The organism is Nonomuraea sp. NPDC050783 (assembly GCF_040802095.1).
In the GTDB taxonomy this organism is placed as follows: Bacteria; Actinomycetota; Actinomycetes; order Streptosporangiales; family Streptosporangiaceae; genus Nonomuraea.
The window spans coordinates 321,196-337,379 of sequence record NZ_JBFAHK010000005.1 but is presented as its reverse complement, the minus strand read 5'-3'; the positions used below and the strand labels follow the sequence as shown (position 1 = coordinate 337,379).

Annotated in this window: 10 protein-coding genes; 5 read left to right on the top strand and 5 right to left on the bottom strand. The window is 70.0% G+C overall.

Annotated elements, in window-relative coordinates:
• Positions 1 to 51: 51 nt before the first annotated feature.
• Positions 52 to 2,952 carry a glycoside hydrolase family 48 protein gene (locus tag AB0H75_RS16125; protein WP_367796630.1) on the top strand — a complete coding sequence of 967 codons (2,901 nt, stop codon included), beginning with the start codon at positions 52 to 54 and terminating at the stop codon, positions 2,950 to 2,952.
• Positions 2,953 to 2,966: 14 nt separating this feature from the next.
• Complete coding sequence (locus AB0H75_RS16120) at positions 2,967 to 5,459, top strand: glycoside hydrolase family 9 protein (RefSeq protein ID WP_367797135.1); 2,493 nt, start codon at positions 2,967 to 2,969, stop codon at positions 5,457 to 5,459.
• Positions 5,460 to 5,610: 151 nt separating this feature from the next.
• Here AB0H75_RS16120 and AB0H75_RS16115 read toward each other — a convergent pair whose 3' ends face one another.
• Both AB0H75_RS16115 and AB0H75_RS16110 read right to left on the bottom strand, forming a co-directional pair.
• Complete coding sequence (locus AB0H75_RS16115) at positions 5,611 to 6,144, bottom strand: hypothetical protein (RefSeq protein ID WP_367796628.1); 534 nt, start codon at positions 6,142 to 6,144, stop codon at positions 5,611 to 5,613.
• Entirely contained in the window at positions 6,141 to 7,208 is a 1,068-nt protein-coding gene (locus AB0H75_RS16110; protein ID WP_367796626.1) for a lytic polysaccharide monooxygenase, read from the bottom strand. The genes AB0H75_RS16115 and AB0H75_RS16110 overlap by 4 nt, the downstream gene beginning before the upstream one ends.
• Positions 7,209 to 7,472: 264 nt before the next feature.
• Between AB0H75_RS16110 and AB0H75_RS16105 the strand changes: the two genes are divergently transcribed.
• Entirely contained in the window at positions 7,473 to 8,843 is a 1,371-nt protein-coding gene (locus AB0H75_RS16105) for a cellulose binding domain-containing protein (RefSeq protein ID WP_367796624.1), read from the top strand.
• A 162-nt stretch (positions 8,844 to 9,005) separates the two neighbouring features.
• Here the strand turns inward: AB0H75_RS16105 and AB0H75_RS16100 are convergent, their stop codons facing one another.
• The 3 genes from AB0H75_RS16100 to AB0H75_RS16090 form a co-directional block, all read right to left on the bottom strand.
• Positions 9,006 to 10,352 carry a serine/threonine-protein kinase gene (locus AB0H75_RS16100; protein ID WP_367796622.1) on the bottom strand — a complete coding sequence of 449 codons (1,347 nt, stop codon included), beginning with the start codon at positions 10,350 to 10,352 and terminating at the stop codon, positions 9,006 to 9,008.
• Positions 10,339 to 11,310: a LacI family DNA-binding transcriptional regulator gene (locus AB0H75_RS16095; protein ID WP_367796620.1), complete on the bottom strand. Its 972-nt coding sequence runs from the start codon at positions 11,308 to 11,310 to the stop codon at positions 10,339 to 10,341. The genes AB0H75_RS16100 and AB0H75_RS16095 overlap by 14 nt, the downstream gene beginning before the upstream one ends.
• Before the next feature lie 226 nt (positions 11,311 to 11,536).
• A complete protein-coding gene (locus AB0H75_RS16090) occupies positions 11,537 to 13,672 on the bottom strand; it encodes a transglycosylase domain-containing protein (RefSeq protein WP_367796618.1) in 2,136 nt (711 codons plus the stop codon).
• A gap of 270 nt (positions 13,673 to 13,942) precedes the next feature.
• Between AB0H75_RS16090 and AB0H75_RS16085 the strand changes: the two genes are divergently transcribed.
• Together AB0H75_RS16085 and AB0H75_RS16080 are read left to right on the top strand one after the other, a co-directional pair.
• Positions 13,943 to 15,151 (top strand): hypothetical protein, encoded by a 1,209-nt coding sequence (locus AB0H75_RS16085; protein WP_367796616.1) that lies wholly within the window; start codon positions 13,943 to 13,945, stop codon positions 15,149 to 15,151.
• Complete coding sequence (locus AB0H75_RS16080; protein ID WP_367796614.1) at positions 15,148 to 16,182, top strand: hypothetical protein; 1,035 nt, start codon at positions 15,148 to 15,150, stop codon at positions 16,180 to 16,182. Before AB0H75_RS16085 ends, AB0H75_RS16080 begins: the two co-directional genes overlap by 4 nt.
• Positions 16,183 to 16,184 lie beyond the last annotated feature (2 nt).

The window sequence follows — 16,184 nt, the reverse complement described above, 5'->3', positions numbered from 1 at the left end:
CCCGTGAAATTCAGACCTCCCCTTCTGTCGCGCTTATCGCGGCGACTCGCGGTGGCCACGACCCTCCTCCTCGTGGCCGGCGCGACCTCGGCCGTGGCGGCCGCCCCCGCCCAGGCCGCGGTCTCGTGCGACGTGACGTACGCCGCCAACCAGTGGAACAGCGGCTCGAACCAGGGCGGCTTCACCGCCAACGTCACGTTGAAGAACACCGGCGACCCCCTCTCCTCCTGGACCCTCGCCTTCGACTTCCCGACCACCGGCCAGAAGTACACGCCCAGCGGGTGGGGCGCGAACTGGAGCCAGAGCGGCACCCGGGTGACCGCCACCAACATGCCGTGGAACGGCAGCCTGGCCACCGGCGCCTCCACCAGCATCGGCTTCAACGGCACCTGGTCCGGCAGCAACCCGAGCCCGACCTCGTTCACCGTCAACGGCACCACCTGCGGCGGCCCCGGCAACGGCAACGCGCCCACGGTGTCGCTGACCTCGCCCACCGCCGGGCAGACCTTCACCGCCCCGGCCACCGTGCCGATCGCGGCCGAGGCCGCCGACTCCGACGGCACGGTCACCAAGGTCGACTTCTTCCAGGGCAGCACGCTGCTCGGCACCGACACGAGCGCCCCGTACTCCTACAGCTGGACCAACGTGGCGGCCGGCAGCTACTCGATCACCGCCCGCGCCACCGACAACAGCGGCCTGACCAAGACCTCCTCGCCGGTCGGCATCACGGTCTCGCCGAACACCGGCCCGGCCCTGGTCGTCAGCCCGACCACGCTGTCGGTGCCCGAGAAGGGCACCGCGACCTTCGGCGTCAAGCTGTCGCAGGCGCCCTCCGCCAACGTGAGCGTCAGCGTGACCCGCGCCAGCGGCGACGCCGACATCACGGTCTCCGGCGGCGGCACCCTCACCTTCACGCCGTCCAACTGGAACACCGCGCAGAACGTCACGATCGCCGCGGCCGACGACTCCGACACGACCAGCGGCTCGGCCGTGATCCGGGTCAGCGCCAGCGGCTACACGCCGGTCGATGTCACCATCAGTGAGGCCGACGACGACGTGGGCGGCGACAACGAGTACGTCAAGCGCTTCGTCGAGCTCTACAACGACCTCCACGACCCGGCCAACGGCTACTTCTCGCCCGACGGGGTGCCGTACCACTCGGTCGAGACGTTCATGGTCGAGGCCCCCGACCACGGGCACGAGACCACGTCCGAGGCCTACAGCTACTACCTGTGGCTGGAGGCGGCCTACGGCCAGGTGACCGGCGACTGGTCGAAGTTCAACGCCGCGTGGGCGTCGATGGAGAAGTACATCATCCCCTCCACCGCCGACCAGCCGACGAACTCCTTCTACAACGCCTCCAAGCCGGCCACGTACGCGGCCGAGTACAACTCGATCAGCAACTACCCGACGCAGATCGACTCCAGCGTCTCGGTCGGCACCGACCCGCTGGCGAGCGAGCTGCAGAGCGCGTACGGCACCCGCGACATCTACGGCATGCACTGGCTGCTCGACGTCGACAACACCTACGGCTTCGGCCGCTGCGGCGACGGCACCACCAAGCCCGCCTACATCAACACCTACCAGCGCGGCCCGGAGGAGTCGGTCTTCGAGACGATCCCGCAGCCGTCCTGCGACACCTTCAAGCACGGCGGCCCCAACGGCTTCCTGGACCTGTTCATCAAGGACAGCTCCTACGCCAAGCAGTGGAAGTACACCAACGCCCCCGACGCCGACGCGCGCGCCGTGCAGGCCGCGTACTGGGCGCTGACCTGGGCCAAGGCCCAGAACAAGGCGAGCGACGTGTCCGCCAGCGTGGCCAAGGCCGCCAAGATGGGCGACTACCTGCGCTACGCGATGTACGACAAGTACTTCAAGAAGCCGGGCTGCACCAGCACGTCGTGCGCGGCCGGCACCGGCAAGGACGCCTCGGCGTTCCTGCTGTCGTGGTACTACGCCTGGGGCGGCGCGACCGACTCCAACGCCGGTTGGGCCTGGCGGATCGGCTCCAGCCACAACCACTCCGGCTACCAGAACCCGTTCGCGGCCTGGGCGCTGTCCAACGTCGCCGAGCTCAAGCCCAAGAGCTCGACCGGCGCCGCCGACTGGAGCACCAGCCTCACCAGGCAGCTCCAGTTCTACAAGTGGCTGCAGTCCGACGAGGGCGCCATCGCCGGTGGCGCGACCAACAGCTGGGAGGGCCACTACGCCGCCCCGCCGAGCGGCCTGCCGAAGTTCTTCGGGATGGCCTACGACTGGCAGCCCGTCTACCACGACCCGCCGTCGAACCAGTGGTTCGGCTTCCAGGCGTGGACGATGGAGCGGGTGGCCGAGCTGTACAACCAGACCGGCAACACCGACGCCAAGGCCATCCTCGACAAGTGGGTCACCTGGGCGCTGGCCAACACCACGATCAACAGCGACGGCACCTACCAGGTGCCCTCGACGCTGCGCTGGACGGGCCAGCCCGCCGGTGACTTCAGCTCGACCTCCGGCATGCCGGGCGACAACCCGGGCCTGCACGTGACCATCGCGGACTACACGACGGACGTCGGCGTCGCCGGCGCCTACGCCAAGGTCCTGATGTACTACGCGGCCCGCGCCAACCACACCGAGGCCAAGAACACCGCCAAGGCGCTGCTCGACGGCGTGTGGAAGAACCGGGACGCCAAGGGCGTGTCGGTGCCGGAGACCAAGACGGACTACAACCGGATCGACGACCCGGTGTACGTGCCGTCCGGCTGGAGCGGCAAGATGCCGAACGGCGACACCATCAACTCCAGCTCGACCTTCATCTCCATCCGCTCGTTCTACAAGAACGACCCGGACTGGCCGAAGGTGGACGCCTTCCTGAAGGGCACCGGCCCCGCGCCGGTCTTCAACTACCACCGGTTCTGGGCGCAGGTGGACGTCGCCGTCGCCCTGGCCGAGTACGGGCGGCTCTTCCCGTGAGAAAGGCAGCACTGATAGCCGTGGCGTCGCTGGTCCTGCCCCTGGTCACAGGGGTGGGGCCGGCGGCCCGCGCCGCCGCGCCCGCCTTCAACTACGGCGAGGCCCTGCAGAAGTCGCTCTGGTTCTACGAGGCCCAGCAGTCCGGCGACCTGCCCGCCTGGAACCGCGTCTCCTGGCGCGGCGACTCGGGCATGAACGACGGCAAGGACGCCGGCCTGGACCTCACGGGCGGTTGGTACGACGCGGGCGACCACGTCAAGTTCGGTCTGCCCATGGCGTACTCCGCCACCATGCTGGCCTGGGGCGCGGTGGAGTACCGCGACGCCTACAGCTCCTCCGGCCAGCTCACCCACCTGCTCAACAACCTCAGGTTCGTCAACGACTACTTCATCAAGGCCCACCCGAGCGCCAACGTGCTGTACGGGCAGGTCGGCAACGGCGGCACCGACCACGCCTGGTGGGGGCCGGCCGAGGCGATGCAGATGGCGCGGCCGGCGTACAAGATCGACGCCTCCTGCGGCGGCTCGGACCTGGCAGGCGAGACGGCGGCGGCGATGGCCGCCTCCTCGATCGTCTTCCGGCCGACCGACGCGGCCTACGCCGACACCCTGCTGAGGCACGCCAAGCAGCTCTACACCTTCGCCGACACGGTCAGGAAGAAGTACAGCGACTGCATCACCGACGCGCAGGGCTACTACAACTCCTGGAGCGGCTACAACGACGAGCTGGTGTGGGGCGCGATCTGGCTGTACCGGGCCACGGACGACGCCTCCTACCTGGCCAAGGCCGAGACCGGCTACGACAGCCTGTCCAACGAGCAGCAGACCACCACGAAGTCGTACAGGTGGACGCTCGCCTGGGACGACAAGTCCTACGGCGCGTACGTGCTGCTGCACAAGCTCACCGGCAAGCAGCGCTACCTGGACGACGCCAACCGGTGGCTCGACTGGTGGACGGTCGGGGTCAACGGGTCGAAGGTGGCGTACTCGCCGGGCGGGCAGGCCGTGCTCGACCGGTGGGGCTCGCTGCGGTACGCGGCCAACACGGCCTTCGCGGCGCTGGTGCACAGCGACTCGATCAGCGACGCGACGCTCAAGGCCCGCTACCACGACTTCGCGGTCCGGCAGATCAACTACGCGCTCGGCGACAACCCGCGCAAGTCCTCGTACCTGATCGGGTTCGGCGCCAACCCGCCGAAGAACCCGCACCACCGCACGGCGCACGGCTCGTGGACCGACCAGATCACCAACCCCGAGCAGACGCGCCACACCCTGTACGGCGCGCTCGTCGGCGGCCCGCCCGAGCCGAACGACGCCTACACCGACAAGCGGGACGACTACGTGATGAACGAGGTCGCCACCGACTACAACGCCGCCTTCACCGGCGCGCTGGCCCGGCTCTACAAGGAGTACGGCGGCACCCCGGCGGCGAACTTCCCGCCGGCGGAGACCCCGGACGGCCCCGAGATCTTCGTCGAGGCGGGCGTCAACGCCTCCGGCTCGAACTTCACCGAGATCAAGGCGCTGGTCCGCAACCAGTCGGCCTGGCCCGCCCGGGTGCTGTCCGACGGCTCGTTCCGCTACTACTTCACCCTCGACGGCTCGACGACCGCCTCGCAGATCAGCGTGTCGTCGGCCTACACGCAGTGCAAGGCACCGACCCTGGGCTCCGCCGGGGGCGGCGTGTACTACGTGAACATCGACTGCTCCGGGCAGGTCATCGCGCCGGCCGGGCAGTCGCAGCACCGCAGGGAGGTGCAGTTCAGGATCACCAGCTCGGGCACGTGGGACCCGTCGAACGACTGGTCGTACCGCAACATCCCGACGACGCCCGGCGCCACGCCGGTGCGCACCTCGAACATCACCCTCTACAGCGGCGCCACCAAGATCTGGGGTGAGCCCCCGGGTCCGGAGGAAGAGGACGACACCCCGCCCGGCAAGCCGGGCAAGCCCGCGGTCTCCGAGATCACGGGCTCCACCGCCAGGCTGACCTGGACGGCCTCCACGGACGACGTGGGCGTGGCAGGGTACGACGTCTACCTGGGGTCCACCAAGGCAGGCACGTCCCCGTCCGCCTCCTTCGAGCTGAGCGGGCTCACCCCTGCCACGTCCTACTCGGTCACCGTGGTGGCCAGGGACGCGGCGGGCAACACCTCGGCGGCCTCGGACGCCACGACGTTCACCACGACGAACACGACACCGCCCCCGGGCGGCTGCCAGGCCACGTACAAGGTGGCGAACTCGTGGGGCGGCGGCTTCCAGGGCGAGGTGACCGTGAAGAACACCAGCACCTCGGCGATCACGGGCTGGACGGTCGGCTGGACCTCGCAGAACGCGGTCACCCAGGTCTGGGGCGGCAAGCTCACGCAGTCCGGCTCCACCGTCACGGTCGGGAACGAGAGCTACAACGGCGCGCTCGCGGCGGGCGCGAGCACCACGTTCGGCTTCATCGCGAGCGGGACGGCGGCCGTCCCCGACCCCGTCACCTGCACCCCGAACCGATCCTGAACGGGCCGATCCTGAACATCCCGGCCACCGGCTGCGTATGAGGAGGTGATGCCACACCTTCATATCCCTGCCCGATGAACACCATCCCCGCCCGGATGGGACGGACGCGGCCGACACCTCCAGTCGGCCGCGTCCGTTTTCGCGCGCCCGCCTACTTCTGCCGTTGCTGGGTGGCCTGCGCGAACCGCTCGCGCGCGACCTCGATGAACGACTCGTCCTCGAACTCCTCGCGCAGCGCCTGCGCGTGGTAGCGCTCGGGGACGATCCGGCGGATCCGGTCCTGGTAGCCCTGGCCCGGCTCGGGCACCCGGACCTGGGGAGGGATGCTGATCTTGACGGCGATCGGGCCGGAGGCGCGCACGGACTGCGCCCAGCCGGTGCCCTCGCCGGTGACCGCGCACAGGTGCCTGGCGTACACCCAGGTGACCTCGACCAGGGACTTCGCGTTCGGCGGCTCGGTGCCGAACGGCTCGACGGCGCAGATGACGCGCGAGTCGATGGTGGTGTGGCCGTGGGCGTGGTGCTCGTCCGCGGAGGACTCCTCCAGGATCTTGGTGACCTGCGCGGACAGCTCCCGGTCCAGCTGCGAGGACGGCTGCCTGCCGGCGAGGAACATCACCCCGGCCAGGGTCAGCCCGGCCAGGGTGACGATCGCCGCGACGAGCCCGCGACGGGTTTTGATCACGGGCTGGTGCAGGTCAGGGTGGGAGCGGGGTTCGGGACCGAGCCGGTGGCGTTGAAGCCGAACGTGGTGCTCGCGCCCGCCGAGAGCTGGCCGTTGTAACTCTGGTTCTTGACCTTCACGTTCGGCGGCTGGCCGCTCAGCACGCCGTTCCACGGCGAGCCGTCGAAGCCCTGGCCGCCGCTGTAGGTCCAGGAGACCGTCCAGCCGTTCAGCGACGAGGTGCCGGTGTTCTTCACCGTGACCTCACCCTGGAAGTGGCCGGCCCAGCCGGTGTTGGTGGCCTTCCACGTCGCCGTGCAGGCGCCGTCGGGGACCGGAGGCGTGGAGGTCGAGGTCGGCGTGGAGCCCGGGTCGGGCGTGCCGCCGTTCGGGCCGACGCCGGTGACCTGGCCGTTGCCGCCGTCGAAGACGACGTCGGAGCAGCTGTAGAAGTTCTCGTTGCTGTCCGAGCGGATCCAGTGCGTGAAGATGATGTGGTTGCCGCTCTTGCCGGACGGCAGCGTGGCGTTCCAGTAGTAGTAGTTGAGCGCGCCGGCCGGGCCGGTGTCGGGCGGGTTGGTCACGCTGCCGAAGAGTTCGAGGTCGGACCACTTCAGCGGCGCGTTGGGGTTCCAGCCGTTCTTGGTGACGTAGTAGTCGAACCTGCCGGGGTGCTTGGCCCAGTTGCTGTGCCGCATCTGGATGTTGGCGCCGGAGGTGAGGTGGGTCTTCGGCCAGTCGGAGCGGACCGCGTTGTAGGCCGTGAAGTCGTAGGGCCCGCCGGTGCCGCCGCTGCAGAGCTGGCCGTCGGGGATGAAGCCGCTGGTGCGGCCGGCGCCGTCGGAGCGCAGCACCGCGAACCAGTTGTACAGGGGGGTCGAGCCGCTCTGCGCGACGGCGGCGGCGCAGGCCGGGTTGTAGGGGAGGATCTGACCGTTCTCCCGCAGGCCGTCCTGCCAGCACAGGAACGTGCGGCTGCCCGGCATCATCATCACGCCGTGGGCCTGCGCGGGGGTGGGTGCGATCAGGATGGTGGTGATCAGGAGCGCGACGGCGGCCAACGCCGTCCTTCTTACTGCTTTCATCTGGGCTTTCCCTTGCGCTGACGACAGAGGAAACTGCCCCACGACCCAGCCCGCCCGGCCAGCGCGATTGAATCACGCGTCGCGCCTTTTCGACAACGTGCCGTGAAACTTTCAACCGATCATGGTCAGGGTTTCCCCTGGTGGCCGCACCACCGCAGGTGATCGGGGGGTGCAGGCCCTTGCCGGACGCCCGTCCGCCGTGAAGCCTGCGTGTTGGGAGCGCTCCCAAGTACCCTGTTCTCCAACAAGCAGGAGCAACGTGTCATGAGGTACGCGCACATCCATCTGCTCATCGGGGCGTTATTGGCGACCTGCCTGTTCGCCGCCCCCGCCCAGGCCGCTCCGGTCCTGTGCGACAAGTACGCCTCCACCACGGTCCAGAACGGCCGCTACGTCGTCATCAACAACGTCTGGGGCGCCGACACCGCCCAGTGCATCGACGTCAACCAGAACGGCGGCTTCACCATCACCCAGGCCGCCCACAACAAGCCCACCAACGGCGCGCCGGCCTCCTACCCCGCGATCTACGCCGGCTGCCACTACGCCACCTGCAGCACGGGCAGCAACCTGCCGATGCAGGCCAGCTCCTCGGCGTTCGGCTCGCTGCGCACCAGCGTGAGCATGACCTATCCGGGCAGCGGCGTGTGGGACGCCGCCTACGACATCTGGTTCGACCCCACACCGCGCACCGACGGCCAGAACACCGGCGCCGAGATCATGGTCTGGCTCAACCACACGGGCTCGATCCAGCCGGTCGGCTCCCAGGTCGGCACGGTCAACCTGGCCGGCGGCACCTGGCAGGTCTGGTACGGCAACATCGGCTGGAACGTCATCTCGTACGTGCGTACCTCCCCGACCTCCTCCATCGACTTCACCATCAACACCTTCTACGCCGACGCGATCAGCCGCGGCTACGCCCAGCGCTCGTGGTACCTGACCAGCGTCCAGGCCGGCTTCGAGCCCTGGGTCGGCGGCGCCGGCCTGGCGGTCAACTCCTTCTCCTTCGGCTCCGGCGGCGGCACGACCGACACCAGCCCGCCCAGCACGCCGGGCACCCCGACCGCCTCGAACACCACCTCCACCAGCACCACCCTGGCCTGGGGCGCCTCCAGCGACAACGTGGGCGTGACCGGCTACGACGTGCTGCGCGCCACCGGCAACGGCTCCTTCTCGCCGGTCGGCAGCGTCGGCTCGACCTCCTACACCGACAGCGGCCTGTCCCCGTCCACCACCTACCGCTACCGGGTGCGGGCCAGGGACGCCGCGGGCAACCTCTCGTCGGAGTCGGCGGCCGTCACCGTGACCACCCAGGCCGGCGGCGGCGGAGGCGGCGGCTGCACCGCCGCGGCCACCACGCAGACGCAGTGGAACAACGGCTACGTCGTGCAGCCCGTGACGGTCACCAACACCGGCTCGGCCACCAGGAACGGCTGGACGGTGACGTTCACGCTGCCGGCCGGCCACACGATCACCGGCTCGTGGAACGCCGTGCTCAGCGTCAGCGGCTCCACGGTCACCGCCAGGAACACCGCGAACAACGGCACCCTGGCGCCGAACGCGGCCACCAGCTTCGGCTTCCAGGCGAGCCGGCCGGAGGGCAACACGCAGGTGCCGAGCGGCTACACCTGCGCGTGAGGCTCGCGCGGGCGTGCTGTCGCGAGGGGCACGGGCCGCGCGTCAGGAGGGGTACGGCTGGTGCTGCCGTACCCCTCCGTCCATCCAGCGCGTCCAATCCGGCGCGTCCAATCCGGCCCGTCCAATCCGGCGCGTCCACGGGTGTGCGCGCCGATCGGCCGGCTAGTCGCGTTCGAGCGCCTTCTCGATGTCGTCGAGCCGGGCGTTCAGCTCGCTCAGGCAGGCCGGCGCGAGCCGGCCCTCCCGCAGCCGGTCGGACAGCTTGCGCCGCAGGTTGGCCGTCGTGGACTGGTAGGGCCCGCGCGGCAGCACGGTGGTGTGCAGCACCTGCTTGAGGTCCAGGACGACGTCGGCGTCGGTCGCCCCGCACGGCGTCCTGGCCTCCAGCACGGTCTGGAACTCGTCAACCGCCTGCTCGACCGTGGCGGTCGCGGCCGGCGAGCTCTCCATGTAGCGGGCGGTGGCGGCGACCGTCGGCGTGGCCACCACGCTCTCCTGCGTCCGGGGCTGCCGCCTGAGCTCGCCGCTCGGGGGTCCCGCCTGCGGTGACCCCGTCTGCTGCACCCCTGTCTGCGGGGATCCCGGCTGCTGGAGCCCCATCTGCTGGAGCCCCGTCTGCTGGAACCACAGCAGCGCCGACAGCGCTACGGCGGCCGAGCCGGCGACCGTCAGCCCGCGCCGCACGTGCCGCCCGAAGGTGGCCGTGCCCAGCGCGGCGGTCAGCTCGGCGACGATCTCGGCCGCCGTCGGCCGCTCCTCCGGCCGGTGCGCCAGGCACCGCTGGCAGAGCGTGGCGATGGCGTGCGGCACCCCGGGGACCCGTGGCGGGGGATCGGTGCGGCGGGCCGCCTCGATCTCCTCCCACGTGGTCTCCGGGTACGGCGTGCGCCCGGTGAGCATGGTGTGCAGCAGCACGCCCAGGGCGTAGACGTCCACCGCGGGATGGGTGGGCGCGCCGAGCAGGCGCTCCGGGGCGACGTAGGGCGGGGTGCCCCGGTCGTCCTCGGGGTCGCCGGCCCACGCCGCGATGCCGAAGTCGAGCAGCTTGGGCCCGTCGTCGGTGAGCAGCACGTTCTCGGCGGTCACGTCCCGGTGGACCAGGCCGCGCGCGTGCCCGGCCATGAGGACCCGCGCCAGGCGCAGCGCGATGGCCGCCGCCTCGGTCCACGGCAGCGGCCCCTCCTCGATGCGCTCGCCGAGCGGCGTGCCGTCGAGCAGCGGCATCACCACGTAGGCGGCGAGGGAGCCGTTCGAGGTGACGGTCTCCCCGTAGTCGTAGATCTCGATGGTGTCGGGGTGGAGGAACCTGGCGGCGGCACGGGCCTCGCTGCGGGCGTTCACCCGTTCGCCCTGATCGGTGTGCAGGGACGCGGTGAGCACCTTGACGGCGATCATCCGGTGCAGCGACTGGTCGAAGGCACGCCAGATGACCGACATGCCCCCTCTGGCCAGCGGGTCCAGCAGCAGGTACCGCCGGGCCAGGACATCCCCCGGCTCAAGCCGATTCACGGATGACCAGTTCCGTGGGCAGGACCGGATCGACCCCCGCGGCCCCCGTCAGGAGCAGCCGGGTCGCCACCGTGGCCAGCTCCTCGACGGGCTGGCGGATCGTGGTCAGCGCGGGGACGGTGTGCTTGGCGACCGGGGCGTCGTCGAACCCGATCACCGCCACGTCGGCGGGCACCTTGCGCCCGGCCCTGCGCAGCGCCTGGATGGCGCCCGCCGCCATGAGGTCGGAGGCGACGAAGACCGCGTCCAGCCCGGGGGCGTGACGTAACAACCACTGCATGGCATGGGTGCCGGAGGCGGCGGTGAAGTCGCCGTAGGCCACCGGCACGTCGGGCGCGCCGGCCGCCTGCAGGGTTCTTATCAGCCCTTCCAGCCGGTCGCGGGCGGCGGGCAGGGACGGGGGGCCGCCGATCGCGGCGACGTTGCGGCGGCCGGTGAGGAGGAAGTGCTCGGCCGCCTGCCGCCCGCCGTCGAGGTTGTCGACGTCGGCGTACGGCAGTTTGAGGTCGTGCGGCGGGCGGCCGATGTTGCGGACCGGAACGCCGGAGGTGGACAGCTTGATGGCCAGCGGATGGCGCTCGCGCGCGCCGATGATGAGCACCGCGCCGGACAGCGCGGGGAGGGTGGAGGAGGTGGGGGTGACGGTGGTCACCATGAGATGGGTGCCGTGCTCGGCTATCACCGCGCCGGCGGCGGACAGGAGCCGGGCGTAGTAGGGCTCGGAGAACAGTCGGGGGAGATGGTCGCAGATCACGGCCGTGACGCCGTCGGCTGTGGTCTTGGCTGCCGCTCCTCTGGGCGCCCGATGGCGGACGTAGCCCATGCGGGAGACGGCGTCGTAGACTTGGCGGCGGGTCGAGGTACTGACCCGCACCGAGCCCGTGAGGACTCTTGATGCGGTCGCGGGGGAAACCCCTGCAGCGGCCGCCACCTGTGCCAGTGTGGGCTGCTCGGTCATGGAGCACCTCGCGGAAAGATCCTGGGAGCGCTCCCACGTTACCAATGTTTCGCCGTTGTTAATAGGGCCTTTGCTCAGAGTGCGTCCGCTTGTGCGGACGCACCCCGAATTTGCTGAGCTAGTGGCGGTGGTAACCCTCAGAGGTTTTTGTGGAGATTGATGATCACCGCCATATTTCCGTGTCCGTTTTGTCGTATCCGACCTATTTGAAAAGAACTCTTATCGATCAGTCGTCGCCGCCGATGCGGATGTCGAAGCCGCCGTCGTCGTCGCCGGGCTGCGGCTCGACCGGCTGCCGGGGCTGCGGCTGGCAGCTCGACCCGCAGCCGCCGAACTTGGAGGTGTTGACCGGGGTGAAGTTCGTCGGCGGGACGCCCTTCAGCGCCGCGATCATGGTGTCCTTCCAGATCGGGCCCGGGATCGAGGCACCGAAGACCGAGCCGTAGTAGCGGCCGCCGATGGTGATGTTGTTGAGCTTGTGCGTGACCGCGCCGCGCGGGTCGCCGATGCTGACCGCGCCCGCCAGGTCGGGGGTGAACCCGGCGAACCAGGCGGTGGCCTGCGAGTCGGTGGTGCCGGTCTTGCCGGCCGCCGGGCGGCCGATGCCGCCGACGCCGCGCATGGTGCCCTTGGTGAAGACGCCCGACAGGATGTTGGCCGCCGCGTCGGTCACCTCGGGGTCGATCACCTGCTTGCACTTCGGCTTGTAGTTGGTGACCTTGCCGTTGCGGTCCTTGATCGAGGTGATGGCCATGGGCGCGCAGTACTTGCCGCGCGCGCCGATCGCCGCGTAGGCGTTGGCCACGGTCACCGGGTCCATCTCGTTGATGCCGAGGGTGAAGGTGGAGTACTCCTGCAGCGGCTGCCCGTCGGAGCGCTCGATGCCGAGGTCCTTCGCCGTCTTGACCACGTTGCACAGCCCCACCTTCTGCTCCAGCATCATGAAGAAGGTGTTGACCGAGCCCCAGGTGCCGGTGGCCAGCGACTTGAAGCCGCCGCCGCCCTCGTCGTTGGTGACGGTGTGGGTGGGGTCGGCGATGTTCTCGCCCTTGCAGTTCTTGAACGAGGAGTAGTAGGGGGCGCGGTAGCCGCTGCCGACGGTGAAGCCGTCGTTGATCTTCATGCCCTGCTTGAGCGCGGTCAGCAGCGTGAAGGTCTTGAACGTCGAGCCGGCCTGGAAGCCGACGCCGCCGCCGTGCGTGGCGTCGGCCACGACGTTGAAGGACATCTCCTTCTTGCGCTTGTTGGTGCCGTACTCGCGGCTGGCGGCCATCGCCTTGATCGCGCCCGTGCCCGGCTGCACCAGCGCCTCGGAGGCCACCGGGTTGTCGGAGGCGAAGACGTGCTTCTTGATGGCCCGCTCGGCGGCCTTCTGCATCTTCGGGTCGATCGTGGTCTTGATCGTCAGGCCGCCGCGGTTGAGGAACTGCTCCCTGGCCTTGGCCGTCTTGCCGAAGTCGGAGTTGCTGAGGATCTCGTTGCGCACGTACATGCAGAAGTACGGGTACTTGCTGGAGCTGCACCCGCCGGGGATCGCGATGTTCTTCCAGCCGAGCTTCTTGGCCTTGGCCTCCTCGGCCTCCTCCGGCGTGATCTTCTTCAGCTCGGCCATCCGGGCGAGCACCACGTTGCGCCGGTCGAGCAGCTTGGCCCGGTGCTTCTTGCCCAGGTTGGGGTCGGTCGCGTTGGGGTCCTGCACGGCGCCGGCCAGGGTGGCCGCCTGCACCAGGCTGAGCTCGGAGGCGCTGACGCCGAAGAAACGCTGGGCCGCCGCCTCCACGCCGTACGCGCCGGCGCCGAAGTAGGCGATGTTGAGGTACTTCTCCAGGATCTGGTCCTTGGTGTACTTCTCCTCCACGGCCATCGCGTAGCGCAGCTCCTTGAGCTTGCGGGCGTAGCTGGCCTCCAGCGCGGCGTTGCGCTCCTTGTCGGTGGTCGCCGAGTTGAGCAGCACCTGCTTGACGTACTGCTGGGTGATCGACGAGCCGCCCTGGGCGATGCCGCCGGAGGCGAGGTTCTTGGCCAGGGCGCGCATGGTGCCCTCGATGTCGATCGCGCCGTGCTCGTAGAAGCGGTAGTCCTCGATGGCGATGATGGCCTTCTTCATCACGTCGGCCACCTGGTCGAGCGTGACGTTCTCGCGGTACTGCTCGTAGAACCACGCGATCTCGTTGCCCTTGGCGTCGAGGACGGTGGTGCGCTCGGCCAGCGGGGGCTCCTTGAGCTCCTCGGGCTTGATGCCGAGATCCTCCGACGCGCCCACGAACATCGCTCCCGTGCCGCCGACCGCGGGCAGCGCGATGGCGGCGGCCACCACGCCGGCCGCGGCCGCCGCCGCGGTCAGGCGCGCGATACTCGACATGCGGGAACCCATGCGGAAATTCCTCCCCCTCGTGGCAATAGGGTGCATCCTAAACCCGGCCATGCGTGCTCCATGTAAAAGCTTGGACCCCGGTGGGAGCTGGTTGGTTCGATCCTGACGCGCGTGACTTCCGGCACAGGGGCCGGGCGCGGCACGATTCCTTCTGGTTCCCGTCAGACCTCGGCAAAACGTCGTCGCGGCGCGATGGCGGACGTACGACCCTCTGGCAGCCTCTACCAGGGCATATCTACCTGGCCCGTTGGAGGTCTCATGCGTCGTGTCGGAGATGGCGGGCATTTCGATCGGCTGCTTCGCGCCGCCCGCACCTATTGGGGAGAGAACCCCGGGGGCGAGCGCTGCGTCGTGGCCGAGGTGTTCGACCAGGACATCAGAGCCGTGGTACGCACCCTCATGGTGGCCAAGGCCGTGTGCGGCGCCGCCGCCGCGCGGCTGGTGGTCCTCGGGGACCCGGAGTCGCGGCAACTCGCCGAGGTCTTCGGTGCCACCGCCGACCTGCAACCGGACACGCCGCCGGTCGCGCTGGTGACCGGCCGCGTGGACCGCGGCGTGCCCCGGGACATCCCGGTCGTGCACGTCCACGGCACCGGCACGTTGCAGGCGTACGCGCTCTTCCCCGACGAGGGGCCGAGCTCCTTCGAGGAGGAGCTGCCCGGCCGCGTGGCCGCCTTCTTCGAGCAGTACGTCTGGCCGCACCGCGAGGTGATCAGGCCCAGCGCCGAGCGGGTGGCCTGGCAGGCCAAGAGCGGCTACCAGGTGCGTACCGACACCGAGCGCCGCCAGCTCCGCAACTACGGCTGCGCCCGCCTGGGCCTCGACCCCGGCCTGCCGACGATCGCCGTCACCGGCCACGCGCCCGGCAGGGACACCGAGCTGTTCGAGACCACGGCGCAGTTCGCCGCCTCCGACGAGTCGGCGAACTGGCTGTTCTTCGACCCCATCGCGGCCGGCCACGCGCGCATGAGATCCGGGACGAGCGGCCTGTCCACGAACATCCTGTGGAGCCTCACGGACGTCGCCGTCACCTTCCAGGACAGCGACCTGCCCGCCTTCGGCATCCCCGTCATCCAGTCCGGCTGGTCGGAGGGCGCCTGCTGCGGCGCCACCCACCTGTCGCGCACGCCCGCCGAGCAGCGGATGCTGCTGGAGGAGGCCATCGCCAGGCACGCCAAGGGCGACACCATCCTCGGCCCCGAGCAGCGCGAGCGCGCCCGCCTGTGGTTGTGGATGCGCCGCTGCGGCGCCGACGTGCCGACCCAGCTCCTGCCGCACTGGGCGCACGGCGCGGACTACCCGCGCGTGCTGGCCGTCAACCTCCGCTACGTCGAGCGCGACGGCGACCCCCTCTTCAGCGCGGTCCACCGCATGTGGGAGCGGCGTGAACCCCTGCTCACCCGTTTCGACTTCCGTTACCCGGCAGGGCTGTCCACCACACTCACCCCCGCGAGGAGCGCCCGATGAGCAGCGTAGGATCCGCCACCGACCTGGACCAGGTGATCCTGCCCGCGATCCCGCCCGCCCACCTGCTCAGCGGCCAGATCGCCGCTCTCCAGGTGACCGACCGGCTGCACCGCGGCTCGCAGATCGTCGGCCGGTTCGAGGGCTCCGGCCTGGCCGGTTTCAAGATCGCCGCGCAGGGGCGCCCGCTGCGCGTCCGCATGTCCCTGTCGGTGGACGAGCACTCGGTGAGCGGCTGGCACCTCGGCGCCACCGAGCCGGCCAGCACGCTGCCCCGGCTGGTCCAGATCCGCTCCCAGGGCCGGCTGCGCCAGTGCGTGCTGCTGCGCGGCCGCCGCGCGCACGCCCAGGTCGCCTTCGACCTGTCCGCCGAGGAGATCCCCGACGACGGCCTGATCTGCGTCGAGGCGCTGGACATCATGGAGGGCGACGGCGTCGGCCCCGAGGTGCGCGAGCTGGTCTCCGGCCGGATCATGCCGGACGGCGTGGCCGGGCTGCGCATCGACAAGGTCGTCTTCGAGGAGCCGCCCGCGGTGGACTACGACTCCGACACCGTGGACGGGTGCCGCTGCGAGCTGTACTCGCTGGTCAGCTCCGGCGGCCTGGTCAACCTCAACCGGCAGGGCCCGCGCCCGCTCCGCTCCGGCATGTTCGTGGTCAACCCCGTGCTGCGCCAGACGTTCGGCTCCAGCGGCTACATCACCTTCCGGCTCAGCTCCAAGGCGGAGCCGGCCAGCGTCATCCCCGCGACCTGGCGGCGGATGAACAGCGAGTGGCGCTGGCTGCGGCACGCCACCAGGAAGCTCATGCGGGCCGCCGCCCCCAACGTGGAGCAGGTCCTCAGCTTCCGGGACGGCGACCTGGGGGTGCCCGAGCAGCGCGTCCAGGGCAACCTCACCGAGCTGGAGGTGCCGAGCCCCGCCCGCTCGCCGCTGCTGGTGCTCCTCACGCCCGTGCCGGGCGTGGTGCCGACCCTGGAGTACGGCAGTGTAGGCGAGCGCTCGTACGCGATGGAGATGTCCCGCCAGGACTAGGG

What these genes read in the sequence shown, in the direction of transcription:
- AB0H75_RS16085 (WP_367796616.1), top strand. Translation starts at nt 13,943, where the DNA reads ATGCGTCGTGTCGGAGATGGCGGGCATTTCGATCGGCTGCTTCGCGCC.
- AB0H75_RS16090 (WP_367796618.1), bottom strand. Translation starts at nt 13,672, where the DNA reads ATGTCGAGTATCGCGCGCCTGACCGCGGCGGCGGCCGCGGCCGGCGTG.
- AB0H75_RS16105 (WP_367796624.1), top strand. Translation starts at nt 7,473, where the DNA reads ATGAGGTACGCGCACATCCATCTGCTCATCGGGGCGTTATTGGCGACC.
- AB0H75_RS16110 (WP_367796626.1), bottom strand. Translation starts at nt 7,208, where the DNA reads ATGAAAGCAGTAAGAAGGACGGCGTTGGCCGCCGTCGCGCTCCTGATC.
- AB0H75_RS16080 (WP_367796614.1), top strand. Translation starts at nt 15,148, where the DNA reads ATGAGCAGCGTAGGATCCGCCACCGACCTGGACCAGGTGATCCTGCCC.
- AB0H75_RS16095 (WP_367796620.1), bottom strand. Translation starts at nt 11,310, where the DNA reads ATGACCGAGCAGCCCACACTGGCACAGGTGGCGGCCGCTGCAGGGGTT.